Here is a 22,571-nt window from a genome sequence, read left to right on the forward strand (position 1 = left end):
TACTGAAGGAGAGAAAAGTAAAATAAGAGGTATATGCATATATGAATAAGCGAACAGCGTTAATACTTGGTGCAAGTGGTTTAGTTGGACAAGAGATAACGCATCTATTACTTGAATCAGATTACTACGATTCGGTTACTATTTTTGTAAGAGAGCCAATGCAATTGCAACATGAGAAGTTACAGCAGAAACAAGTTGATTTTTCGGTATTAGAGGAATATAAAGAGTTCTTTGCTGTGGATGATGTTTTTAGTTGCTTAGGAACAACAATAAAAAAAGCAAAAACAAAAGCAAATTTTAAAAAAGTAGATTATGAATATACGTTACGAGCTGCGTGTTTAGCTGAAAAACAAGGGGTACAAAATTTCCTTGTCGTGTCTTCTATGGGAGCGAATCCTAAATCATTCTTCTTTTATTCACAAGTGAAAGGAAAAATGGAAGAAGAATTGCAAAAGTTAGTGATCGGTGGTATTCACATTTTTAGACCATCATTATTAGTAGGAAATCGACAAGAATTTCGTTTCGGCGAACGAATGGCTGAAAAATTATCTCGTATTATTCCGTTTATCTTTAAAGGGGCTTTCAAAAAATATAAACCAATTTCAGCTAAAGATGTAGCGAAAGGGATGTATATAACCGCGCTGCGAGAAGAATCGGGTATCCATACTTATAATTCAAATGAAATTACAACGATAGAATAAATAAAACCGAGAAGAATGACTTCTCGGTTTTATTTATTCGTATGAATTTTTCCTGGTGCTCGCTTATATTGGTGAGGTTCTTGCAATTCAAAGCCAAGTTCATTTGCCGCTATTCTCGGGAAGTACGGATTGCGAAGTAACTCACGTCCGATAAAAATTAAATCTGCTTCGTTATTGTTTAAAATTTGCTCTGCTTGTACTCCGGTCGTAATCAATCCAACTGCACCAGTTGCAATGTTAGCATGCTCTTTAATATGTTTGGCATATTGTACTTGATAACCGGGATACACATCAATATGTGCTGGTACAACTGCGCCAGAACTACAATCGATTAAATCTATTCCCTGTTCTTTCATCCACTTTGTATACTGAACGTAATCTTGAACCGTTAGCCCGTCAGGATGATAATCATTTGCTGAAATACGGACAAATAACGGTCCGTTCCAAACTTCATTTATCGAGTCAATGATTTTGCGTAAGAAACGATAGCGGTTTTCAGGTGAACCACCATATTCATCAGTCCGCTTATTGGAAAGCGGAGAAAGAAATTCATTAATAAGATAACCGTGAGCACCGTGTATTTCAATAACATCAAATCCAGCTTGTTTTGATCGTACTGCAGCTTGCTGAAAAGCTAATACAGTATCTTTAATTTGGTGTTTGCTCATTTCTATTGGAATTTTCATTGTTTCATTAAATGGAATGGCTGAAGGAGCTAACGCATCAGTTTCTAATTCTGCTTTTCTTCCAGCGTGAGCGAGTTGAATGGCAGCTTTTGCACCATTATCGTGTATAAAAGTTGTCGTTTTATGTAAGCCTTCAATTAAACTGTTATCCCAAATGCCTAAGTCTTTATTTGAAATTCGACCTTCAGGTAACACGGCTGTTGCTTCAATCATAACTAAACCAACTTGACCGGCAGCTCTTGTTCCATAATGAATGAGATGGAAATTCGTTACTTGGCCATCCTCGTTTTCCGACGAATACATGCACATAGGTGACATAACAATCCGGTTTTTTAATGTAACGTCCTTAATTGTATAAGGTGAAAAAAGTTCGGAATTCATCCAATAGCCTCCTAGATTGAATTTTCTTACATTGTATCATTCTCTTTTTTGGTTCTCTAATAAAATGCTTATACGAAAAATTTTGTCTATTCGTGTTACAATAAATAATATGAATTGAATTGGAGGGTGACTTATGTACCGGGCTTATTATGAAAGTGAATTAGGCTTGCTAGAAATTACAGCGAACGATAAAGGAATTATGTCTGTTATATTTGTTGATGAGAGACAAGAAGAACATACAAATGAAATGATAGATCAATGTATAAATGAGCTCGATGAATATTTTAAGGGGAATAGAAAAGAGTTCACAGTCTCGCTGTCTGCCGAGGGAACAGCATTTCAAAAAAATGTATGGGATGCACTTTATACTATTCCGTACGGCGTAAGTGCTTCATATTTAGATATTGCAGAGAAAGTTGGAAATACAAAAGCTGTACGGGCAATAGGAGGGGCAAATAGTCGGAATCCAATTTCAATAATTGTTCCATGTCACCGTGTAATAGGAAAGAGTGGAAAGCTTGTTGGATATGCTGGTGGTTTATGGAGGAAAGAGTGGTTATTAAAACACGAAGGTATTTTGAAATGACGTATGGATGGGAAGAGGGATTGTTTTGAAATGTATAAATTGTGGGCAACCTTGCGAGGAGGAACAGTTAAATTGTGCAAGTTGTCAGCGAAACTTGGATAATAAACAAGAGGAAGGTAGCTCGTTAATAGATAAAGAACTAGAAGTATATGTAGGGAGACAATATCCGTATTACAAAAGGAAATGGGAGCTTGAGAATAAGCGGATTGCTAGGTGGAGCTGGAATGGTTGGGCTGCTATTTTCAATATAGGCTGGCTAGGATATCGTAAGTATTATGTACCAGCTGCTTTATTTATGTTGTTATTAGTAGCGTGTGATGCATTTTCGTATTATATGGGGTTTAATGTAGCGTTGCCAATCATTAATATGGTGCCTCTTACGTTTTTATTACTCATTTTTATTCTGTTTGGAATGGGGATTTTTGCAAATGGATTATACTATCAATTTGCGGAAAGACGTATATACCGAATAAAAGCAAGAGAAATAAAAGATAAATCAGTTGAAAACTATCTAATCAATGATAGCGGCGGAACGAGCAAAATGGGAGCGACAATTGTTACTATTTTAGCAGTTGCTAGCATATTTTTTAGTCATTTCTTTTTTCCGACTGATCGAGACGTTATTCAAAAGGTTCGTACCAGCTCGCTTTATGAATATCCTTTCTTTTCAATAGGTGAATCTTTCGAAAATTATTTTCAAGATTCAGGTTGGATATATTATCGTGGAACGGAAGGGTTAGAATTAGTAGAATTCCAAGGATATAACACCGGAACGCCAAGACAAAAGGTGAAGATTCAATTTGTTGTCGATTATAAATTAGGTGAAGTGGAACCATACTCACTTATGGTTAATGGTGAATCTAAAACTGAAGAAGAGTTTTTGAAGCTGATGGAAGAAATATTTAAAGTTCAAAATCCATTTGATATAGAGGATGGATTACAAGTAAATGCTATTCAAGAAAGCGGCTGGAAAGAAATTTCTAATCGCTTTTTTCTATGTTTGTTAAAATAAATATTTAAAATAATCAGAATCTTTTGTATAATGAAATATATTATATAGGATTTAACTTATACATATAGATTGGGGGAAGGAAGAATGAAGAGAAAGACAACAACAATTGCTGCACTTGCGTTAACGACGAGTGTATTGGTTGCAGGATGTGGGAATGGTGAGAAGGCTTCGACAACGAAGAAAGAATCGAATAAGGGAATGGCCGATAAACAAGTTTTAAATTTGCTAGAAACAGCTGAAATTCCTTCAATGGATACATCTAAATCAACGGATTCTGTATCTTTCCGTGTATTTGTAAATGCAATGGAAGGTTTATATCGTCTAGATAAAGATAATAAACCAACACCAGGTATGGCAAAAGATGTGAAGATTAGTGAAGATAAAAAGACATATACATTTGAATTACGTGATGCGAAATGGTCAAATGGTGATCCAGTTCGAGCACAAGATTTTCTATATGCATGGCAACGTACATTAGATAAAGCAATAGCGGCAGAATATGCATTCATTTTATTTGATGTGAAAAATGCACAGAAAGTAAATAAAGGTGAATTACCAGCAGATCAATTGGGTGTTAAAGCGAAGGATGATAAAACGTTGGTAGTAGAATTAGAGCAACCAGCACCTTATTTTCTTGAGCTTACGTCGTTCCCTACATTCTTCCCATTAAATGAAAAATATGTGAAAGAGCAAGGAGATAAATACGGATTAGAAGCAGATAAATTAGTATATAATGGACCATTTACAATGAGTCAATGGAAACATGAACAAAATTATCAGTTGAAGAAAAATCCTAATTATTGGGATAAAGATACTGTAAAGTTAGACGAAATTAATGTAAGTATTGTGAAGGAAACAAGCACGGGAGTAAATTTATATGATAGTGATCAAGCAGATCGAGTTATTTTAACTTCTGAATTTGTTGATAAATATAAAAAGAATAAGCCAGATGAATTTAAAACGAAGTTAGATCCACGCATATATTTCTTACGTTTTAACCAAAAAAATGCAACATTTAAAAACCAAAAGGTACGTGAAGCGATTGATTTAGCATACGATAAAAAAGGAATTGCTGATGTCATTTTAAATGACGGTTCATTGCCAGCATATTTCTTAGTACCTGAAAAATTCACGACAGGTCCGGATGGAAAAGATTTCCGCTCTGTAAATAAAAACTTCCGTGATAGTAAAGATAATGCAGAGAAAGCAAAAAAATTATGGGAAGAAGCGAAGAAAGAGCTTGGTCAAGATACAATTACGGTTGAATTACTAAACGATGATAACGGTAGCCGTAAAAAAGTGGGCGACTTTATTAAGGAAGAACTAGAGAAAAACTTGCCTGGTATTAAAGTGAATTTGAAACAGCAACCATACAAGCAGAAGCTAGATTTAGAAAAGAAATTCCAATATGAATTCTCATTATCTGCATGGAGCCCTGATTATCCGGATCCAATGACTTATATTGATATGTTTGTTACTGGAAGCTCATTTAATGAAATGGATTATTCTAATCCGAAGTATGATGATTTAGTAGCGAAATCAAAAGGAGAGCTATTAAAAGATGATAAAGCACGCTGGAATGCACTTGCGGAAGCTGAAAAAATCTTAATTGGTCAAGACGCAGCAATTTCTCCTACGTACCAACAAAGTACAGCTTATTTAGAGAAGCCGTTTGTAAAAGGCATTGCTAACCATACGTTTGGTGGGGACTTCAGTTATAAATGGGCATATATTACAAAAAAATAGTATAATAAAAGATGAGTGAATTTTCGCTCATCTTTTATTTGTATAAGGAGGAATTATAGTTGTTAAGGGGAATCAATCATATTTGTTTTTCGGTATCTAATTTAGAAAACTCTATTATGTTTTATGAAAAAGTATTAGAAGGAGAATTATTAGTTAAAGGAAGGAAATTGGCTTATTTTAACATATGTGGAGTGTGGATAGCGCTTAATGAAGAGACGCATATTCCGAGAAATGAGATTCATCAATCTTATACGCACATTGCATTTTCTGTTGAACAAGAAGACTTTAAATGTCTAATAAAGCGATTAGAAGAAAATGATGTTCATATTTTACAAGGAAGAGAACGTGATGTAAGAGATTGCGAATCTATATACTTTGTTGATCCTGACGGTCATAAATTTGAATTTCACTCAGGGACACTGCAAGACCGTTTAAATTATTATAGAGATGAGAAACCTCATATGACATTTTATTAGGGAGGGATAGTATTTGCATGCACTTGTAATTGGTGGAACAGGAATGCTAAAGAAAGTTTCTATGTGGCTTTGTGAGAAAGGATTTTATGTCTCTATTATCGGGCGAGATGAAGTGAAATTAGAAAATGTTAAGCAAATGAGTTCTGCACCAGAAAATATTACATGCCTTTCGTTAGATTATCATAATGATGAAGATGTAAAGCTAGCTATTAAAAGTACAATTAAGAAAAATGGCCCGATCACATTAGTTGTTGCATGGGTACACACAAGTGCAAAGCATGCACTATCAAATATTTGTAAAGAACTAGATTTGTCGTCTAAAACATATAGTTTATTTCATATTTTAGGTAGTAAAGCATCACGTATGCCTGCACAAAAAATGGGGAGTACGCGATGTATTTATCATAGAATTATTTTAGGTTTTATTTTAGAAGATACATATGGAAAATGGCTTACTCATGAAGAGATAGCTGATGGAGTTATAAAAGGGATTGAAAGTAAACGAGCGGAGTGGATTGTAGGGAGAGTTGAACCGTGGGAATTACGACCAACATGGTGAGGGGGAGTAAGAAATGAAAACAACTATATATGTAACAAGGCATGGTGAAACAGAGTGGAATGTAGCGAAGCGAATGCAGGGACGAAAAAATTCTGCTTTAACTGAAAATGGTATAGTTCAGGCGAAACAATTAGGAAATCGAATGAAAGATTTACCAATCCATGCGATCTATAGTAGTCCGAGCGAAAGAACACTTCATACGGCAGAGTTAATAAAGGGGGAACGTGATATACCCATTATAGCGGATGAGCATTTCTATGAAATCAACATGGGTATATGGGAAGGAGAAACAATCGCGGATATAGAAAAGCAATTTCCAGAAGAAGTACATCTATTTTGGAATGAGCCACATCTTTTTCAGTCAACATCAGGCGAAAATTTTGAGGCCGTTTATGAAAGAGTAATTGAAGGGGTGCATCTTCTTTTAGAGAAGCATAAAGGACAAAACATATTGATTGTTTCTCATGCGGCAGCAGCAAAATTACTTGTAGGGTATTTCGCGCGAATTGAAATAGAAAATGTGTGGGATGATCCATTTATGCATAGTGCCAGTTTGAGCATAATAGAATTTGAAGAGGGTATTGGTAAAGTGAAACAATTTGCAGATATAAGTCACTTTCAATAAATATAAAAAAGGCCGCAAAACGGCCTTTTTTTGGTGGTATAAAAACTAGCAGTTACGTTTTTTATACCAGAAGTGATCGAATTTCTTATTTTTGCAAGATGGGAATTTATGTCCGCCTTTGCAATCATTCCATTTGTGTCCGCTATCGTGACAGTCTTTACCATGATCACATGAATCATCGCAAGAGCCACCGTGTCCGTTAGGGAAGAACTCGCATTTTTTACAGTAACATCGTTTAGTCCAGTAAAATTTCTTTTCAAAGCGTACACATTTTGTAACGAAAGTACAATGTTTTCTACGCGTACGTTTTGTAACTAAAACGCATTCTTTTCTACGTGTTACTTTCGTAACGAACGTCCATTTTTGAACGCGTACGCGAGTACATTTCGTAACAAATGTCCATTTTTTTACATGAGTACATTTTGTAACGAAAGTACAATGTTTCACACGAGTACATCTTGTTCTTGGGCAATTACAATCATCGCTACATTCAACTTTTGAAGAGCAATCATCATCGCATTCAAAAGTACTTGGATCTTGGTGTAAGAAATCCTCCATCCCAGCACTTTTGATTTCTTCAACAGCTTTTCTAATATCACGTTTCATAGAAATCCTCCTTATCATGTATTAAGTTGAAAAGGTATTCTTTTTCCTTAACATGATATGTATATAGGCATCTTTCTGAACAGGACAAGAGTGTAATTTTCTATAAATAGATGATAGCGGATGTATGGACAAGACAAGGCGCATACATTGAATGAAGAGAACTGAGAAGGGATGAGAAAACATGCTGCCTTCATATGATTTTTTTGTTCATCCAATGTACTTAGTGGAATTGAAAAAGGACATTTGGTCAGATAGTCCAGTGCCAGCAAAATTAACTTATGGAAAAAAGAAGTATGATATTGATATCGTATACCGAGGAGCTCATATTCGCGAATTTGAGAAAAAGTCTTATCATGTTATGTTTTATAAGCCTAAAAAATTTCAAGGTGCGAAAGAGTTTCATTTGAATTCGGAGTTTATGGATCCGTCTCTCATACGAAATAAATTATCTTTAGATTTTTTTCATGATATTGGTGTACTTTCGCCAAAATCACAACATGTATTTATAAAAATTAATGGTCAAATTCAAGGTGTGTATTTACAGTTAGAATCCGTTGATGAAAATTTTTTGAAAAATAGAGGATTACCGAGTGGTTCTATTTATTATGCGATAGATGATGATGCGAATTTTTCATTAATGAGTGAACGAGATAAAGATGTTAAGACGGAGCTTTTTGCGGGTTATGAATTTAAATATTCGAATAAAAATAGTGAAGAACAATTGAGTGAATTTGTATTTCAAGCGAATACTTTGACGAGGGAAGCCTATGAAAAAGAAATTGGGAAGTTTCTACATGTAGATAAATATTTACGATGGTTAGCAGGAGTTATTTTTACGCAAAACTTTGATGGTTTTGTTCATAACTATGCACTATATCATAACGATGAAACAAACTTATTTGAAGTTATACCGTGGGATTATGATGCGACTTGGGGGCGAGATGTACAAGGGAGACCACTTAATCATGAATATATTCGCATTCAAGGGTATAATACGTTAAGTGCAAGATTGCTAGACATACCTGTATTTAGAAAGCAGTATCGAAGTATTTTAGAAGAAATATTAGAAAATCAATTTACAGTTTCGGTTATGAGGCCGAAAGTAGAAGGGTTGTGTGAATTGATTCGTCCATATTTACTACAAGATCCATACATGAAAGAAAAATTAGAAACATTTGATCAAGAGGCTGATATGATTTATGAATATATAAATAAAAGAAGAAAATATATACAAGACCACTTACATGAATTGGATTAATTTTGAAAGAGATTGAAACGTTATCAATCTCTTTTTTTTGTATAATAAAGATGTATCAATAAAAATGAAGTAATATATTTCATAGAGAATGGGGATGCGGATATATGAAAATTAAATGGATTGATTGGGTAAAACAAATACAATCTATAGCTCAAGCGGGTTTAACGTATTCTAAGGATGTATATGATATTGAGCGTTTCCAGCAATTACGAGATATTTCTATTTCAATGATGTCACATTACACGAAAACAGATTGGGAAGTCGTAGAGAAATTATTTGCAAGTGAGACAGGCTATCAAACACCTAAAGTTGATATAAGAGCAGTTATTTTTCAAAATGAAAAGTTATTATTTGTGAAAGAAAAAAGCGATGGGAAATGGGCATTGCCAGGTGGATGGGCTGATGTCGGTTATACGCCAACCGAAGTTGCAGCAAAAGAGGTTTTTGAAGAGACTGGTTATGAGGTAGATCATTTTAAGTTACTAGCTATATTTGATAAAGAAAAACATCAACCATCTCCATCGGCAACGCATGTATATAAGATTTTCATTGGATGCGAGATTATTGGTGGAGAAAAGAAAACTAGCATTGAAACAGAAGAGGTGGAGTTTTTTGGTGAAAATGAATTGCCTAATTTATCATTTGCTAGAAATACAGAAGACCAAATTAAAGAGATGTTTGCCTACATGAAAGACCCGCAGAAAGAGAAATTAATAGATTAATCCTGCTTGAATTGTACATATTGTTAAAATGAAGATATTGGCAGATTGCAGCCTTTATGTAATAATGGGATGGTATGTGAAGAAAAAAGGAGATAAAAAAGAACATGTTAGCAAACATAATAGATCAGTTATTGCAATTTTTCGCAAGCTTAGGTTACTTTGGGGTAGCTCTTGCTTTAATGATTGAAGTAATCCCAAGTGAAATTGTACTTTCGTATGCTGGCTTTTTAGTAGCGAATGGTAAAATTAGTTTTGTTGGTGCAGTTATCGCCGGAACGATTGGTGGTACTTTAGCACAAATCTTTTTATACTGGCTTGGATACTACGGAGGGCGTCCGGTTGTAGAGAAATATGGGAAGTATCTACTTATTAATAAACATCATTTAGACATAGCGGAAGGTTGGTTTAAGCGTTATGGAGCAGGCGTAATATTTTCTGCGCGCTTTATCCCAGTAGTACGTCATGCGATCTCTATTCCAGCAGGACTAGCTAAGATGCCATTAAAACTATTTACACTTTATACGGTTGTAGCGATCATTCCGTGGTCAATTCTATTTATATACTTAGGTGAAAAACTTGGTGGGAATTGGCGACAAATTAAAGAGTATGCATCTGATTACACACATTACATAATTATAGGAGCTGTTCTTTTTATTGCTCTATACTTTGGTTTAAAGTATTTCAAAAAGAAAAAAGCAGCGCGTTAAAGTCAATGATTTTTCATTGGCTTTTTTTATTTGTTTCGGTTCGGTTCTAAAAAAAAAGAGTTGTCCATAATGTATAATAATAAAGCGTAGCGGAGGAATGTGATGAAAGGGTCACCGTTTATACGTGGAACGATATTTTTAACGATGGCAACGATGATATCAAAAATGTTAGGATTTATATATGTTATACCATTTACAGCAATGGTCGGTACGAGTGGGTACGTTTTATATACGTATGCATATCGCCCTTATACAATTATGCTCAGCATTGCGACAATGGGATTACCACTTGCAGTTTCAAAAATGGTATCAAAATATGATCAACTGAATGATTATCATACGGTTAAGAGAGTGTTGAAAAGTGGAATCGTGTTTATGTTTATAATGGGAGTCATTTCGTGTTTTACGTTATATATGCTAGCTCCGCATTTAGCTAAGCTTGTCATCGATGGGAATGATCAAACGGGGAATAGTGTAGGAGCGGTTACTACTAATATTCGAATTGTAAGTTTTGCGTTAATACTTGTGCCAGTAATGAGTTTATTAAGGGGCTTCTTTCAAGGATTCCAATCGATGGGGCCTTCTGCATTAAGTGTAGTTGTAGAGCAATTTTTTCGGGTTTTAACCATTTTAATAGGAAGCTTTGTCGTTTTATATATTTTAAAAGCATCTGTCTCGCTAGCAGTTGGTATTTCAACATTTGGTGCCTTTATGGGAGCGGTAGGTGGATTAACTGTTTTAAGTGCGTATTATATGAGAAGGAGAAGGCACTTAAAGAAAAAAGAAATGGCAAGTATATCACAAACAACGAAATCTTTTTTCTCGCTTTATAAGGAGCTCTTTACATATTCTATTCCTTTTGTTGTGGTGGGCTTAGCAATTCCGTTGTATCAGACGATTGATACATTTACAATTAATAAACTACTTATACAAATAGGGTATATGCAAGGAGAAGCGGAAAAAATTAATGCGATAATTGGTCTTGTTCAAATGGTTGTGCTCATCCCGGTATCCGTTGCCACAGCTTTTAGTATGTCTCTCGTACCAGAGATGACGAAAGCTTACACAGCAGGAAATACGAAGCTATTGTACAAACATTTTACGAGAACAAATGTATTAGTAGTAGCGATTACGGTACCGGCGGCAATTGGAATGATGGTGTTAGCCAAACCTGTATATACTCTTTTATTCGGTGCTGGAAATGATCCAGAGGTGGGGAGAATCATTTTACAGTATTATGCTCCTGCTTGCATACTATTTTCTCTTTTTACAGTAACGGCTGCTATGCTACAAGGAATCAATCAACAGCAGAAGACGGTGCTAGGACTAGTGATTGGAATTATTATGAAGATAGTTCTAAATATTGTATTGCTTCCGTATTTCGATTATGTAAGTTTTATCATTTCAACATACGCGGGCTATACGATTTCAGTCGGGTTTAACTTGTGGATGCTTTCTAAATATGTTATAAAGGCAACATAAGCTTTTAAGGCAGAGAGCACTCTGTCTTTTTCTATGTTTATCCCGCTTTAACGGGCAGTGAGACCCTCACCTCAAAATGCAGCGAAAGAAAAGAAGTTTGGTTGGGGGCGGGCTGCCCGTAAAATCCCGATTTGTGAGGGCTAATAATCAGCGGGGGATAAAGCTACCTACTGATTAAAGTTTCACTTTATAATATTTTTCCTATAAAAACGTTTTCAAAATAATTTTTCTATTGAAATTTAAACGTATGTTTCATATGCTGAGAATGTCGGTTTAAAAACTGTGATTTAAGAGAGGTAGATTCCTACATGTAAAAAGAATCGGGGTGATAGTATGTTAAATATATATTTAACAGACCGAAACGGAAAACTACAAGAGATTGAGGAAATGCAAAAGGGATGCTGGATTAATGTACTTCATCCAACAGAAGAAGAAATTCAATATCTAGTACAAACTTTAAATGTAGACTTAGATTTCATTAAAGATCCTTTGGATGATGAAGAACGCTCTCGTATTGAAAAGGAAGACAATAATACTTTAATTATCGTGGATATTCCGACAGTTAGACATGACGAAGAAGGAAATTCGATTTATGACACGATTCCAATAGGTATGATTGTGATGCCGGATTGTTTTGTTACAATTTGCTTAGAAGAGAATCCAATTTTTGAACGTTTTATTAATCAACGTATTAAAGAATTTTATACGTTTAAGAAGACGCGCTTTGCACTTCAGCTCTTATATACGATTTCTACTTATTATTTAAGATACTTAAAGCAAATAAATCGAAAAACAATTGATTTAGAGCATCAATTAAATAAGTCGATGAAAAATAAAGAGATTTTCACATTGCTAGGCCTTGAGAAAAGTTTAGTATACTTTACGACGTCATTAAAGGCTAATAAAATTGTAATTCAAAAGTTAATGCGTAACAGTACATTTTTAAAAATGTATGAAGACGATCAAGATTTATTAGAAGATGTATTAATTGAAAATAAACAGGCTATTGAAATGGCGGAAATATATAGTCACATTTTAAGTGGAATGATGAATACTTTTAGCTCCGTTATATCAAATAATTTAAATAGTGTTATGAAACTGTTAACGTCAATTACAATCATTTTATCTTTACCGACGATGGTTTCTAGTTTCTTTGGAATGAACGTAAAGGTTCCATTTGAAGGTGAGGCTCAAGGTTTTGTAATTGTACTCATAATATGTGCAACATTATCTTGCGCTTTAGCATTTGTATTTTGGAAGAAACGTTACTTTTAACGATAGGAAAGCTGCTCTAGCATAGTTATACAACTGCGCTAGAGCAGCTTTTTTGCTATGAAATCTCAAATTTTGAATAGAATATAACTTGTACAATGTAATGTATATAAAGGGTATGTATTCCATATAAACCTTGTCCAATTAATGAAATGGGGTTAAAATTACATATTGTTAATGAAAAGTTGGAGGAAATACATCATGGAATTGTTTCAATTACCGAAAGCATTCCTGCAAATGAATACAATTTTTATCTCCATATTAATCGAGGCACTTCCTTTCGTGCTCATTGGTGTATTTATTTCAGGATTCATTCAAATGTTTGTTACAGAAGATATGGTAGCAAAATGGATGCCGAAAAACCGATTTCTGTCTGTTTTAATGGCTACTTTTTTAGGGATGATGTTTCCGGGCTGTGAATGTGGAATCGTTCCGATTGTAAGGCGATTAATCGGAAAAGGGGTTCCGCCATATGCTGGAATTGCATTTATGTTAACTGGGCCAATTATTAATCCAGTTGTTTTATTTGCAACATACGTTGCCTTTGGAAGTAGTATGCACATGGTATGGTATCGTTCTATTGTAGCGATTATTGTAGCCATTATCGTTGGAATTATATTATCATTTATGTTTAAAGAACATCAATTAAGAGATGATCACTTCCCAGAAGTGAATCATAAGCGTCCATTACGTAAAAAAATGTGGGATGTGTGTACGCATGCTGTTGAGGAATTTTTCTCGATGGGAAAATATTTAGTATTAGGTGCGTTAATTGCGGCTGCAGTTCAAACGTTTGTACAAACTTCAACACTTCTTGCTATAGGACAAGGGCCGTTCTCTTCACCAGCTGTTATGATGGGACTTGCTTACATTTTATCACTTTGTTCAGAAGCAGATGCATTTATTGCTTCGTCATTCCAAAGTACATTTTCAACAGCATCACTTGTCGCGTTCCTTGTTTACGGACCAATGGTGGATATTAAAAATATGTTTATGATGCTTGCGACATTTAAAACAAAATTTGTAATTGTCGTTACAGTTACAGTTACACTTGTTGTTTATGCAAGCTCACTACTCATTTATGCGATAGGGTGGTAGGTTATGTTTCGAGCGTATATATTATTAGGTTTTACAATATTAATTGCGCAGCTTCATATTTCAGGCAATATTACGAAGTATATCAATATGAAGTATGCCTATTTATCAACAACAGCAGCTATTATTTTAGGATTCTTAACGATTGTTCAAATTATTATCGTTTTCCAAAAAGAACATCAAAAAGAGAAGGAACAGCACAATTGTGGTTGCGATCATAGCCATTGCGGACATGATCATTCAAAAGATGAGAATACGTGGTGGAAAAAAGCATTTTCGTACACATTGTTTTGTTTTCCGATAGTCACAGGATTGTTTTTCCCGATTGCAACATTAGATTCCGACATTGTTAAGGCGAAGGGATTTCATTTTCCAGTAGCACAAGCAGAAAGTAAAGATCCATTTATGACAAGGCAATTTCTAAGACCTGATACGAGCATTTATTACGGGAAAGAAGGATACCGAGGTGTAATGGAAAAAGGTAAAAAAGAATTTGTTACGAAAGATAGTATTAATTTAAAAGACGAAGATTTTCTAAAAGGGATGGAGACAATTTATAATTATCCTGGTGAGTTTACTGGGAAAAAATTATCCTATAAAGGGTTTGTTTTCAGAGATGATTCATCTAAAAAAGAACAATACTTCTTATTCCGTTTCGGTATTATACATTGCGTAGCAGATTCTGGTGTGTATGGTATGTTAGTGAAAAAACCAGAAGGTGTAGAGTGGAATAATGATGACTGGATTCAAGTAGAAGGAGAGATAACTACTGAGTTTTATCAGCCGTTTCATGCAAATATTCCTGTATTAGAAGTAACAAAATGGAATAAAGTTGAACAGCCGAAAGAACAATATGTATTTAGAGGAGCCGATTGATAAAATCGGTTCTTTTTTGTGGACTAAAAGTTCTGAATGTTGTTAATATTAAATGTGTAGTTCATTTAGTATAGTGACTATTAAAATGTTAGGGATAAATCATTAAAGGGGTGATAACAATGACGGAAGTAAAAGGAAAAACTGCCAATGAGTCAAGAGTGTTCAAAACGAGCCGAGTATTTCCAACAGATTTAAATGATCATAACACGCTATTTGGTGGGAAGATATTAGCGGAGATGGATATGGTTGCTTCTATTTCAGCATCCAGACATTCGAGAAAGGAATGTGTCACAGCATCTATGGACTGGGTTGATTTCTTACATCCTGTTCGTTCTTCAGATTGTGTTAGTTATGAATCTTTCGTAATTTGGACGGGGAGAACTTCGATGGAAGTGTTTGTGAAGGTAGTGGCTGAAGATTTAATCTCAGGTGAGAAGCGTATAGCGGCAACGTCATTTGTTACTTTTGTTGCACTTAGTAAGGAAAATAATCCAGTTCCTGTACCGCGTGTTATCCCTGAAACAGAAGAAGAGAAAGAATTACATCGTATTGCTGTATTACGTGCAGAACAGCGTCATATACGTAAGGCAGAAAGTAAGAAAGTAGCTACATTGTTAACTTTTTGAGATGAATATTTAGCCATTTAAGTTACTATAGCAGGCGGAAATGATTTTAAAATGAAAAGCGGACACCTAAAAAATAGGTGTCCGCTTTTATAATTTTTTCATCCACATATCATATGACAGTAGCTACTTAGCAGAAGCAAGCAGCACCGACGATGATTAAGAGGATAAATAATACGACTAATAGCGCAAATCCATTACCATGTGCGAAGCCCATTGTTATTTCCTCCTTTTATTTTAAGATACAACATACAATATGCAAATGAGCTATTGTTTGATATGGACATATATCATGTAATGACATATTTTCTTGAATGATAATGTAATAAAAAAGGGAAGATATAGAAATAACAGTAAGTGGAGAAAGGAATTTATCCATGAAGTACTTTTTCGCTATAATCCTTTGTTTAATAGGTGTATTCATTTGGATGAATATCGATGTAGAAATGGGGAAGGAAATGGCTAGTGAATATGAATTAGGAAAAGTTCGATTAGGTGAATTTCAACTATATACGAACGGTGAAGAGTTATATAGGAAATTATTTGACGATATAAACGATGCAGAAAAGTATATATATATCCATTTTTATATTGTAGGAAAAGACGAAATAAGCCAAGAGTTTTTACAGTTATTAGAGAAAAAAGCATCTAGCGGAGTAGAAGTGAAATTGTCAGTCGATCGGGTAGGCGGATATAAGCTGAAGAAAAAGGTAATTAGCCGATTAAAAGAAAACGGTGTGAAGTTTACATTTAGTAAAAAACTGAAACTGAAAAATGTGTTCTATTCTTTGCATCAACGGAATCATAGACGTATTGTTACGATTGACGGAAAAGTATCATATATCGGCGGCTTTAACATTGGAAAGGAGTATCTTGGACAAAATCCGAAATTTGGTCCGTGGCGTGATTATCATGTACGAGTCAAGGGGAATGGTGCCACGGATATGGAAAGAAAATTTGCTGCTGATTGGAAAGAAGATACAGGAGAAAAAATGCCTATACATGAAAGTATACCTACATTAGGGAATGTGAAATATCAATATTTATTTTCAGATGGAAAAGGTTTATGGGAAAAATATGGAGCACTATTAAAGCAGACTAAAAAATCTTTAATTATTGCTACGCCATATTTTGTACCAAGTAAAGAAATGATGAAAGAGTTAAAAGATGCATTAAACCGGGGTGTCAATGTGAAAATTCTCGTACCGTTTAAAAGTGATGCCATATTGTTAAAACAAGCTGCTTATCCGTATTTGAAAGAGATGAACCATGTTGGAGCTGAGATCTATCAATATCAGAATGGTTTTTTTCACGGGAAAGTAACAATCATTGATGGAGAAATTGTTGATATTGGGACAGCGAATTTTGATAATAGAAGTTTTTATTTAAATTGTGAGTCTAACTGTATCATATATGATAAAACAGCTGTTGATGAAGTATGGAGTCGATTACAGGTAGACTTTCATAAATCAAAAAGATTTTCAGAAGAAGACTTTGAGAAAATTAGTAAATGGGATTGGTTTTTAGCAAGAATAGCAAACGTTATAGCATCATATTTATAACATATAGACAATAGAGAAGGGAGGCACTTTCATGGACTGTATGAAAGAATTAATGAGATATAGTTATATGCTCATATATCAGGTTGGGGAGTATACAGTAGAGGTGAGAGACGAAGAATTAAAGGAGTTATTGCAGCAGCATTTACCATATATGTTACAAGCATATAATGAGCAAGTGAACTTTCAAGAAGGAGAGAATGTACAGCATATTACTTGTGAACCTCTTCCATTTCATTTGCATGAAATAGAAGAGGAAACGGAATATAAAGATACAGGAGATATCTATATTGCTACTGCATATATTTCGCATTTAAAACGATTAGCACTAAAGTTTGCTCAAGTTGCAGTGGAAGTTGCTAATCCGGAGTTTCGCTCATTTTTGGAAAATTGTTTCCTGAAAATGAACCGTTACGCTTATAGTGTGTGGCAATATGTTATGAAGAAGGAATATAAGATTACACATCTATATGAAAATGAAAAGTTTGCATGAGAAACTAAGGCGGAATGGTATGCGCCTTAGTTTTTTACGTCCATTGAGAGAAAATAACTAGTTTTATTGTGTATCGATTGGAAATGGAATATATAAATTAAAATCAAGTTTTGTTATCAGAAAATTTACAATAATTTACCGTATATTTACTGTTTTTCAATCTCTCCTTTAAAAATAGAGAGTAATATGGGATTGTACATATTCTATCACAAGGAGGAAACGCAAATGAACAAATGGGTTAAATCATTGACTGCTATGGCACTTGCAAGTTCTTTATTAATGGTAGGTTGTAGTAAAGGTGAGGATAAGAAGAAAGAAGAAGATACAACTACACAACAAGAGGACAAAAAGGATAAAGAAACAAGTGGAACTGAGAAGTCTACGGATTCTAAAGAAAAGAAATAAAGTAATAATAGAGCTTCCTCTTACATATGAGGAAGCTTTTTTGTTGTAATTTGATTGAGAGTATTGAAAAATAGAGAAAGAAGGAAAGAGGAGGGAAATAAATGAAAGTATGCATATTGGGAGCAACGGGACGAGTAGGTTCAAATATAATAAAATTAGCACTAAAGGATTCAGCTGAAGTGACAGCATTAGCACGTGATTTAAGTAGAATAGAAATACAACATGAAAGGTTGCGAGTGATAGAAGGTAATGTATTAAACGAAAATGATATAAAGAAAGCGATAGAAGGAAGTGATATAGTAATTAGTGCACTTGGAACGGATCAAAATGGAACATTAGCGAAGAGTATGCCACAAATTATAAAGGAAATGGAAGAAAAAGGGGTTCGTAAAATCATTACAATAGGAACAGCTGGTATTTTACAAGCAAGATCAAATCCCAATTTATATCGTTTTCAATCAACGGAATCCAAAAGGAAAACGACAACGGCAGCAGAAGATCATTTGGCTGCATATAAGGTACTAAGTAATAGTAATCATTTATGTTGGACAGTTGTTTGTCCGACACATTTAATAGACGGTGAGGCGATAAAGGTATATCGAACTGAAAAAGATATATTGCCAGAAGGTGGATCAAAAATTACAGTAGGTGATACAGCACACTTTGCATGGGACCTATGCAAGAAAAACATATATGAAAATAGTCGAGTAGGTATTGCATATTAAAAAACCATCCCGAAGTCGGGATGGTTAAAAGATGATATAACATACGAAGATGATAATCATAATGATTTGGAGAATTGCTTTCGCTACTGTACTGCTTAAAAAACCAACTACAGTAGCGACTCCAACTAGAAAGGCATCTTTTGGCGCTTTTTTATGCACTAGTTCTGTTATAAATACTGATAAGAACGGTATGATAATAAGTCCGAATGGGGGGAAGAAGAACGATCCGACAATGATAGAAATCATTCCGACACGTTCGCCCCATTTAGAACTACCGTATTTTTTTAAAAAATATCCATTTGCAATAAAGTCAGCAACGAAAATGAAAAGAGTAAAAATGATTTGAATAATCCAAAAAGAAGTTGTTAATTCTCCTCCATTTATACCGAAATGGTAAATCAAATATCCAGCCCAGACAGCTAGTATGCCAGGGATAATTGGATAAATAAAGGCGAGAAATGAAACAACGAAACAGGCAATGATACAAATTGTTAATAAAACAGTCACTTTATAGCTCCTTTTTAATATCTAGTTTATGTACAGCAACTTTTTTGACTTGATGTCCATCAAGTTCTAATACTTTAAATTGAAAACCAGCATATTCAATGGAATAGCCAGCTTCAATATTTAAGTCAATTGCTTGAGAGAGAAGCCATCCTCCGATTGTATCTAAATCACTATCATCAATATGTAGGCCAAAGATATCATTTACTTCAGAAATAAGCACCTTTCCATCTAAAACAGTAAGCTTAGGCGTACGTTTTTCAATCATAGGTGATTCATCCGCATCGAATTCATCTTGAATTTCTCCAATGATTTCTTCAAGAATATCTTCCATCGTTAAAAGCCCGGCAGTTCCACCATATTCATCCATAACGATTGCCATCTGAACACGATTTTTTTGAAGATGTACTAACGTTTTACGAATTGGAACTGTTTCAAATACAGTTAGAACAGGATGTATATAAGATTCAAGTGGTTTATAAATACCTTTTGTTTGATCATGGAATACTTCTTTCGTATTGATCATCCCGATAATATCATCTTTATCTTTTTCAATGATTGGATAGCGTGTATATTTTTCAGTAGCGACGATATCCATATTTTCTTCTAACGTATTTTCAGTAGATAGGCAAATCATTTCGGTACGAGGAACCATAATTTCTTTTGCAACTCGATCATCAAATTCAAAAATATTATTTACATATTTATATTCGGTTTGGTTTATTTCACCACTTTTAAAACTTTCACCTAATATGAGTCGCAATTCCTCTTCAGAATGAGCCAGTTCATTTTCTTTCGCAGGTTCTAATCCGAGTAGTTTTGTGAAAAATATAGCTGTACTATTGAGCAGCCAAATGAATGGATACATAATTTTATCAAATAAAATAAGCGGTCTTGCAAATTTAAGTGTGATTGCTTCTGCTTTTTGAATTGCGAAAGACTTTGGAACTAACTCACCTAATACAACGTGGAAAAATGTAATAACGCTAAAAGCGATAATAAAAGATAAAGTGTTAGCCATTGTTCCAGTAATATTAATTTTTTCAAAGAGCGGTCGTAGCAAATGTTCTACAGTCGGTTCACCAAGCCAACCAAGCCCTAAAGAAGTGATTGTAATCCCGAGCTGACAAGCTGATAAATAAACATCTAAATTTGATATGACACTTCTTGCAGCTAAAGCTTGTTTATTACCTTCATTTGCAAGTTGGTCAATTCGACTTTTTCGTACTTTTACAACAGCGAATTCTGATGCAACGAAAAAGCCAGAAATAAGAATAAGTACAAAGATGAGAAAAATATTTAATATGTCCAAGTGTATTCTCCATTCCAAGGTTTGGAATAAAGATGTCACCTCCTGCAATTATGTTATACTTTTATAATAAATCCAAATGAAAAGAATAGTCAAAGGAAAAGGGTAAATATTGGTATGTTTCTGTAATAGTTTTTGAATTTGCTGTTATTTTGTCCGCTATACAAAAGGAATAACCCTCTACTTTTAGATTATAGAGGGTTATTTCAAATTAAGGTTTTGGAACACTTCTCGTTAAAGTGTATGACTGTTGCTTGGAGTAATTTGTGGTCCATAGTGTTTGAAGGAAAGAGAGCATGCTATAAGGGATATAGAGTAGTAATAAGCCGATTGTAACAATTATGGGGGAATTTCCGCCAAATTGAACGATAAATTGTAACAGTCCATTTGCATGAAAAACGCATTCCATAAAAACGAATGAAAGAATAATGGAACCTAAAATTGATTTATGATTCGAAGTAAGCGCCAAAAACAATGTATCCACAAGAAAAGAATCATGTTTTATTTCATATTCATTTTTGTTTTTCAAGAAAGGAATCCATTTTTGTACTGCTTGCATAACGATAATCATGGAAGTACTACATACGATAATAAAAGATGAGTAGTAAGGAAGGTTTATAAATTGTGCAACGTATAGAAGTAGTAATAAGACTGAACATTGTAATACTACAGTGCAAAAAGAGTAAGGTATCCAATTTAATACAGTAGTAAACTTTTTAAACGAGTTAGGTAATTTGAAAAATAAATGGCCGATACCCAAACTTATGAAAAATCCGATCGCAAGGGTAAAAGTAAAACGAACAATCGATATAAAATATATTTCCCATATGTAAGGGAATAATGGTGTTGAATGATTAGAAGTATGTATCATTTGGTTTGCTGAGAAAAAGATAGATTCATGCATCCAATCAACCTTTGGAATTGATATAGAAGAAAGCTGTGCGAAGTTTTGAAAAATGCTAATAAATCCATTTTGATAAGAGTAATTGTGTGTAGTAAAAAGAGCTGGAATAGGACTTATGGCAAAAATAACAATAACACCAATTATAAATTTACATATATGTGAGCGTAATAAGGACATATAACCACCTGCTCTTTGAATATTCAGAAAATTCTTATTCTTATTTTAGCTTTTTTTGAAAGAAGTTACAATATATTTTTCATTCAGCAATTCAGAGAGAAGATTTGATAGCAAAAATATGCAAGTGAAGGATTGATGAATAAATTATGACAAGAAAATGAATAATTTTCAGAAAAATAAAATAAATTATTTATTTTTTTCTGAAAATATAATATAGTTATGGCACAGAAAGTATTTTAACATAAGGAGGCTTTTTATGAGGATTAAAGGGAATTACGTGCCGAAAAGGGAAGTTTTACTGTGCTCAAGTTCAATTACGATAGGGGAAGCGTTAGAGCATTTAAATAAAACAGGGTATCGTTGTGTACCAGTTTTAGATGAAAAAAAAGAGAAATTTTTAGGGAATATATATAAAGTAGATATTTTAGAATATAAAGGATCACTTGATGAGAGTGTAATACAATTATTAAACGATAAAGAAGGATTTGTGAGAGAAGATTCATCTTTCTTTAAAGTATTTTTTACAATAAAAAAATTGCCTTATTTATCAGTAGTTGACGAAAAAGGGGTTTTCCTTGGAATTTTAACGCATAAAAAAGTTTTTGAGTTATTAGAGGATGCATGGGGCGTTCACTCTAGTAAATACTCTGTCATGATTGGGACGCAAGACTATAATGGAGCAATCCAAAAGTTATCGACAGTTTTAAAGAAATACACTGGTATTCAAAGTTTGATGACTTTTGATAATGATGCCTTATTAGTTCGTAGAATTATGTTTACATTAGGAGAAGAGTTTAACGACGGTGAATTAGAGACATTATTGAAAGATTTAGAAGATCACGGATTTAGAGTTGTGTATGTGGAAGAGATGAAAAATCCACGTGAAGTTGAAACGATAGAGTAACATAACAAAAGCCATCTAATTATGAAGTGACCCCCGAAAGTTAGACAGGTCGTTTCATTAGGCAGCTTCTAGGGTATGAGCCCGGTATTGTACTGGGCTCATACCCTTTAATTTTGCCTTAATTCTTTTATGATTATAGTATTCTATATACTTTGCTAACTCTTGTTTGAAATGTGTT

At 34.1% G+C, this 22,571-nt stretch carries 27 protein-coding genes; 20 read left to right on the forward strand and 7 right to left on the reverse strand.

Annotated elements, in window-relative coordinates; translation table 11 throughout:
• Positions 1 to 41: 41 nt before the first annotated feature.
• The gene (locus MR143_RS03075) at positions 42 to 701 is read left to right on the forward strand and encodes an oxidoreductase (RefSeq protein WP_001042728.1); all 660 of its coding nucleotides are present in this window, start codon (positions 42 to 44) and stop codon (positions 699 to 701) included.
• Between the two features lie 29 nt (positions 702 to 730).
• On the opposite strand, the gene namA is transcribed toward MR143_RS03075, so the two are convergent.
• Positions 731 to 1,768, reverse strand: a complete 1,038-nt coding sequence (gene namA / locus MR143_RS03080) for an NADPH dehydrogenase NamA (RefSeq protein ID WP_001083639.1) — start codon at positions 1,766 to 1,768, stop codon at positions 731 to 733.
• 133 nt (positions 1,769 to 1,901) lie between these two features.
• Here namA and MR143_RS03085 point away from each other — a divergent pair, with 133 nt between their 5' ends.
• The 6 genes from MR143_RS03085 (at position 1,902) to MR143_RS03110 (ending at position 6,772) form a co-directional block, all read left to right on the forward strand.
• Complete coding sequence (locus MR143_RS03085) at positions 1,902 to 2,354, forward strand: methylated-DNA--[protein]-cysteine S-methyltransferase (RefSeq protein ID WP_000285459.1); 453 nt, start codon at positions 1,902 to 1,904, stop codon at positions 2,352 to 2,354.
• 7 nt (positions 2,355 to 2,361) lie between these two features.
• Positions 2,362 to 3,366 (forward strand): DUF2628 domain-containing protein, encoded by a 1,005-nt coding sequence (locus MR143_RS03090; protein ID WP_080029644.1) that lies wholly within the window; start codon positions 2,362 to 2,364, stop codon positions 3,364 to 3,366.
• 84 nt (positions 3,367 to 3,450) lie between these two features.
• The gene (locus tag MR143_RS03095; RefSeq protein WP_000824267.1) at positions 3,451 to 5,112 is read left to right on the forward strand and encodes a peptide ABC transporter substrate-binding protein; all 1,662 of its coding nucleotides are present in this window, start codon (positions 3,451 to 3,453) and stop codon (positions 5,110 to 5,112) included.
• A 59-nt stretch (positions 5,113 to 5,171) separates the two neighbouring features.
• A complete protein-coding gene (gene fosB, locus MR143_RS03100; protein ID WP_000943766.1) occupies positions 5,172 to 5,588 on the forward strand; it encodes a FosBx1 family fosfomycin resistance bacillithiol transferase in 417 nt (138 codons plus the stop codon).
• 13 nt (positions 5,589 to 5,601) lie between these two features.
• On the forward strand, positions 5,602 to 6,147 hold the full coding sequence (locus MR143_RS03105; RefSeq protein WP_000543109.1) for a short-chain dehydrogenase: 546 nt from the start codon (positions 5,602 to 5,604) through the stop codon (positions 6,145 to 6,147).
• 13 nt (positions 6,148 to 6,160) lie between these two features.
• A complete protein-coding gene (locus MR143_RS03110) occupies positions 6,161 to 6,772 on the forward strand; it encodes a phosphoserine phosphatase 1 (protein ID WP_242280612.1) in 612 nt (203 codons plus the stop codon).
• Positions 6,773 to 6,817: 45 nt separating this feature from the next.
• Here the strand turns inward: MR143_RS03110 and exsB are convergent, their stop codons facing one another.
• Positions 6,818 to 7,378: an exosporium protein ExsB gene (gene exsB / locus MR143_RS03115; protein ID WP_000817483.1), complete on the reverse strand. Its 561-nt coding sequence runs from the start codon at positions 7,376 to 7,378 to the stop codon at positions 6,818 to 6,820.
• Positions 7,379 to 7,559: 181 nt separating this feature from the next.
• Here exsB and cotH point away from each other — a divergent pair, with 181 nt between their 5' ends.
• The 8 genes from cotH to MR143_RS03155 all read left to right on the forward strand — a co-directional run bounded on the left by cotH (position 7,560) and on the right by MR143_RS03155 (position 15,416).
• Positions 7,560 to 8,636 carry a spore coat protein CotH gene (cotH, locus tag MR143_RS03120; protein ID WP_000938002.1) on the forward strand — a complete coding sequence of 359 codons (1,077 nt, stop codon included), beginning with the start codon at positions 7,560 to 7,562 and terminating at the stop codon, positions 8,634 to 8,636.
• A 104-nt stretch (positions 8,637 to 8,740) separates the two neighbouring features.
• Complete coding sequence (locus tag MR143_RS03125) at positions 8,741 to 9,358, forward strand: NUDIX hydrolase N-terminal domain-containing protein (protein WP_000695954.1); 618 nt, start codon at positions 8,741 to 8,743, stop codon at positions 9,356 to 9,358.
• A 104-nt stretch (positions 9,359 to 9,462) separates the two neighbouring features.
• Positions 9,463 to 10,065 (forward strand): undecaprenyl phosphate transporter UptA, encoded by a 603-nt coding sequence (gene uptA, locus MR143_RS03130; protein ID WP_000880691.1) that lies wholly within the window; start codon positions 9,463 to 9,465, stop codon positions 10,063 to 10,065.
• A gap of 102 nt (positions 10,066 to 10,167) precedes the next feature.
• Complete coding sequence (locus MR143_RS03135; protein ID WP_000678843.1) at positions 10,168 to 11,547, forward strand: putative polysaccharide biosynthesis protein; 1,380 nt, start codon at positions 10,168 to 10,170, stop codon at positions 11,545 to 11,547.
• Between the two features lie 333 nt (positions 11,548 to 11,880).
• Entirely contained in the window at positions 11,881 to 12,822 is a 942-nt protein-coding gene (locus MR143_RS03140) for a magnesium transporter CorA family protein (RefSeq protein WP_000932387.1), read from the forward strand.
• Positions 12,823 to 13,020: 198 nt separating this feature from the next.
• The gene (locus tag MR143_RS03145) at positions 13,021 to 13,917 is read left to right on the forward strand and encodes a permease (RefSeq protein ID WP_000418723.1); all 897 of its coding nucleotides are present in this window, start codon (positions 13,021 to 13,023) and stop codon (positions 13,915 to 13,917) included.
• 3 nt (positions 13,918 to 13,920) lie between these two features.
• On the forward strand, positions 13,921 to 14,790 hold the full coding sequence (locus tag MR143_RS03150; RefSeq protein ID WP_000488052.1) for a TIGR03943 family putative permease subunit: 870 nt from the start codon (positions 13,921 to 13,923) through the stop codon (positions 14,788 to 14,790).
• Positions 14,791 to 14,909: 119 nt separating this feature from the next.
• On the forward strand, positions 14,910 to 15,416 hold the full coding sequence (locus tag MR143_RS03155; RefSeq protein WP_000141164.1) for an acyl-CoA thioesterase: 507 nt from the start codon (positions 14,910 to 14,912) through the stop codon (positions 15,414 to 15,416).
• Between the two features lie 127 nt (positions 15,417 to 15,543).
• Here the strand turns inward: MR143_RS03155 and MR143_RS03160 are convergent, their stop codons facing one another.
• A complete protein-coding gene (locus tag MR143_RS03160; RefSeq protein ID WP_000505094.1) occupies positions 15,544 to 15,630 on the reverse strand; it encodes a YjcZ family sporulation protein in 87 nt (28 codons plus the stop codon).
• A 160-nt stretch (positions 15,631 to 15,790) separates the two neighbouring features.
• Between MR143_RS03160 and cls the strand changes: the two genes are divergently transcribed.
• The 4 genes from cls (at position 15,791) to MR143_RS03180 (ending at position 18,595) form a co-directional block, all read left to right on the forward strand.
• Complete coding sequence (cls, locus tag MR143_RS03165; RefSeq protein WP_002181640.1) at positions 15,791 to 16,975, forward strand: cardiolipin synthase; 1,185 nt, start codon at positions 15,791 to 15,793, stop codon at positions 16,973 to 16,975.
• A gap of 31 nt (positions 16,976 to 17,006) precedes the next feature.
• Positions 17,007 to 17,465, forward strand: coding sequence for a spore coat protein (locus MR143_RS03170; RefSeq protein WP_000340562.1), 459 nt, complete (start codon positions 17,007 to 17,009; stop codon positions 17,463 to 17,465).
• Positions 17,466 to 17,690: 225 nt separating this feature from the next.
• A complete protein-coding gene (locus tag MR143_RS03175) occupies positions 17,691 to 17,870 on the forward strand; it encodes a hypothetical protein (RefSeq protein ID WP_001045967.1) in 180 nt (59 codons plus the stop codon).
• Between the two features lie 101 nt (positions 17,871 to 17,971).
• The gene (locus MR143_RS03180; protein ID WP_000861628.1) at positions 17,972 to 18,595 is read left to right on the forward strand and encodes an NAD(P)-dependent oxidoreductase; all 624 of its coding nucleotides are present in this window, start codon (positions 17,972 to 17,974) and stop codon (positions 18,593 to 18,595) included.
• A 24-nt stretch (positions 18,596 to 18,619) separates the two neighbouring features.
• Here the strand turns inward: MR143_RS03180 and MR143_RS03185 are convergent, their stop codons facing one another.
• The 3 genes from MR143_RS03185 to MR143_RS03195 form a co-directional block, all read right to left on the reverse strand.
• Complete coding sequence (locus MR143_RS03185) at positions 18,620 to 19,102, reverse strand: DUF456 domain-containing protein (RefSeq protein ID WP_000217337.1); 483 nt, start codon at positions 19,100 to 19,102, stop codon at positions 18,620 to 18,622.
• 1 nt (position 19,103) lies between these two features.
• Positions 19,104 to 20,411 (reverse strand): hemolysin family protein, encoded by a 1,308-nt coding sequence (locus MR143_RS03190; RefSeq protein ID WP_000353731.1) that lies wholly within the window; start codon positions 20,409 to 20,411, stop codon positions 19,104 to 19,106.
• A 208-nt stretch (positions 20,412 to 20,619) separates the two neighbouring features.
• Entirely contained in the window at positions 20,620 to 21,489 is an 870-nt protein-coding gene (locus tag MR143_RS03195; protein ID WP_000055273.1) for a hypothetical protein, read from the reverse strand.
• Between the two features lie 256 nt (positions 21,490 to 21,745).
• On the opposite strand from MR143_RS03195, the gene cbpA reads away from it, so the two are divergent.
• Positions 21,746 to 22,393, forward strand: coding sequence for a cyclic di-AMP binding protein CbpA (gene cbpA, locus MR143_RS03200; RefSeq protein WP_001220526.1), 648 nt, complete (start codon positions 21,746 to 21,748; stop codon positions 22,391 to 22,393).
• Positions 22,394 to 22,450: 57 nt separating this feature from the next.
• Here the strand turns inward: cbpA and MR143_RS03205 are convergent.
• On the reverse strand, positions 22,451 to 22,571 hold a 121-nt coding region (locus MR143_RS03205; protein WP_142388610.1), incomplete at its 5' end, for an IS3 family transposase.

It is taken from the genome of Bacillus cereus group sp. BfR-BA-01347, assembly GCF_022663835.1.
In the GTDB taxonomy this organism is placed as follows: domain Bacteria; phylum Bacillota; class Bacilli; order Bacillales; family Bacillaceae_G; genus Bacillus_A; species Bacillus_A thuringiensis_K.

Coding starts and splice junctions, on each gene's coding strand:
- MR143_RS03075 (WP_001042728.1), top strand. CDS start 42: ATGAATAAGCGAACAGCGTTAATACTTGGTGCAAGTGGTTTAGTTGGA.
- namA (WP_001083639.1), bottom strand. CDS start 1,768: ATGAATTCCGAACTTTTTTCACCTTATACAATTAAGGACGTTACATTA.
- MR143_RS03085 (WP_000285459.1), top strand. CDS start 1,902: ATGTACCGGGCTTATTATGAAAGTGAATTAGGCTTGCTAGAAATTACA.
- MR143_RS03090 (WP_080029644.1), top strand. CDS start 2,362: ATGGGAAGAGGGATTGTTTTGAAATGTATAAATTGTGGGCAACCTTGC.
- MR143_RS03095 (WP_000824267.1), top strand. CDS start 3,451: ATGAAGAGAAAGACAACAACAATTGCTGCACTTGCGTTAACGACGAGT.
- MR143_RS03110 (WP_242280612.1), top strand. CDS start 6,161: ATGAAAACAACTATATATGTAACAAGGCATGGTGAAACAGAGTGGAAT.
- exsB (WP_000817483.1), bottom strand. CDS start 7,378: ATGAAACGTGATATTAGAAAAGCTGTTGAAGAAATCAAAAGTGCTGGG.
- cotH (WP_000938002.1), top strand. CDS start 7,560: ATGCTGCCTTCATATGATTTTTTTGTTCATCCAATGTACTTAGTGGAA.
- MR143_RS03125 (WP_000695954.1), top strand. CDS start 8,741: ATGAAAATTAAATGGATTGATTGGGTAAAACAAATACAATCTATAGCT.
- uptA (WP_000880691.1), top strand. CDS start 9,463: ATGTTAGCAAACATAATAGATCAGTTATTGCAATTTTTCGCAAGCTTA.
- MR143_RS03135 (WP_000678843.1), top strand. CDS start 10,168: ATGAAAGGGTCACCGTTTATACGTGGAACGATATTTTTAACGATGGCA.
- MR143_RS03140 (WP_000932387.1), top strand. CDS start 11,881: ATGTTAAATATATATTTAACAGACCGAAACGGAAAACTACAAGAGATT.
- MR143_RS03145 (WP_000418723.1), top strand. CDS start 13,021: ATGGAATTGTTTCAATTACCGAAAGCATTCCTGCAAATGAATACAATT.
- MR143_RS03150 (WP_000488052.1), top strand. CDS start 13,921: ATGTTTCGAGCGTATATATTATTAGGTTTTACAATATTAATTGCGCAG.
- MR143_RS03155 (WP_000141164.1), top strand. CDS start 14,910: ATGACGGAAGTAAAAGGAAAAACTGCCAATGAGTCAAGAGTGTTCAAA.
- MR143_RS03160 (WP_000505094.1), bottom strand. CDS start 15,630: ATGGGCTTCGCACATGGTAATGGATTTGCGCTATTAGTCGTATTATTT.
- cls (WP_002181640.1), top strand. CDS start 15,791: ATGAAGTACTTTTTCGCTATAATCCTTTGTTTAATAGGTGTATTCATT.
- MR143_RS03170 (WP_000340562.1), top strand. CDS start 17,007: ATGGACTGTATGAAAGAATTAATGAGATATAGTTATATGCTCATATAT.
- MR143_RS03175 (WP_001045967.1), top strand. CDS start 17,691: ATGAACAAATGGGTTAAATCATTGACTGCTATGGCACTTGCAAGTTCT.
- MR143_RS03180 (WP_000861628.1), top strand. CDS start 17,972: ATGAAAGTATGCATATTGGGAGCAACGGGACGAGTAGGTTCAAATATA.
- MR143_RS03195 (WP_000055273.1), bottom strand. CDS start 21,489: ATGTCCTTATTACGCTCACATATATGTAAATTTATAATTGGTGTTATT.
- cbpA (WP_001220526.1), top strand. CDS start 21,746: ATGAGGATTAAAGGGAATTACGTGCCGAAAAGGGAAGTTTTACTGTGC.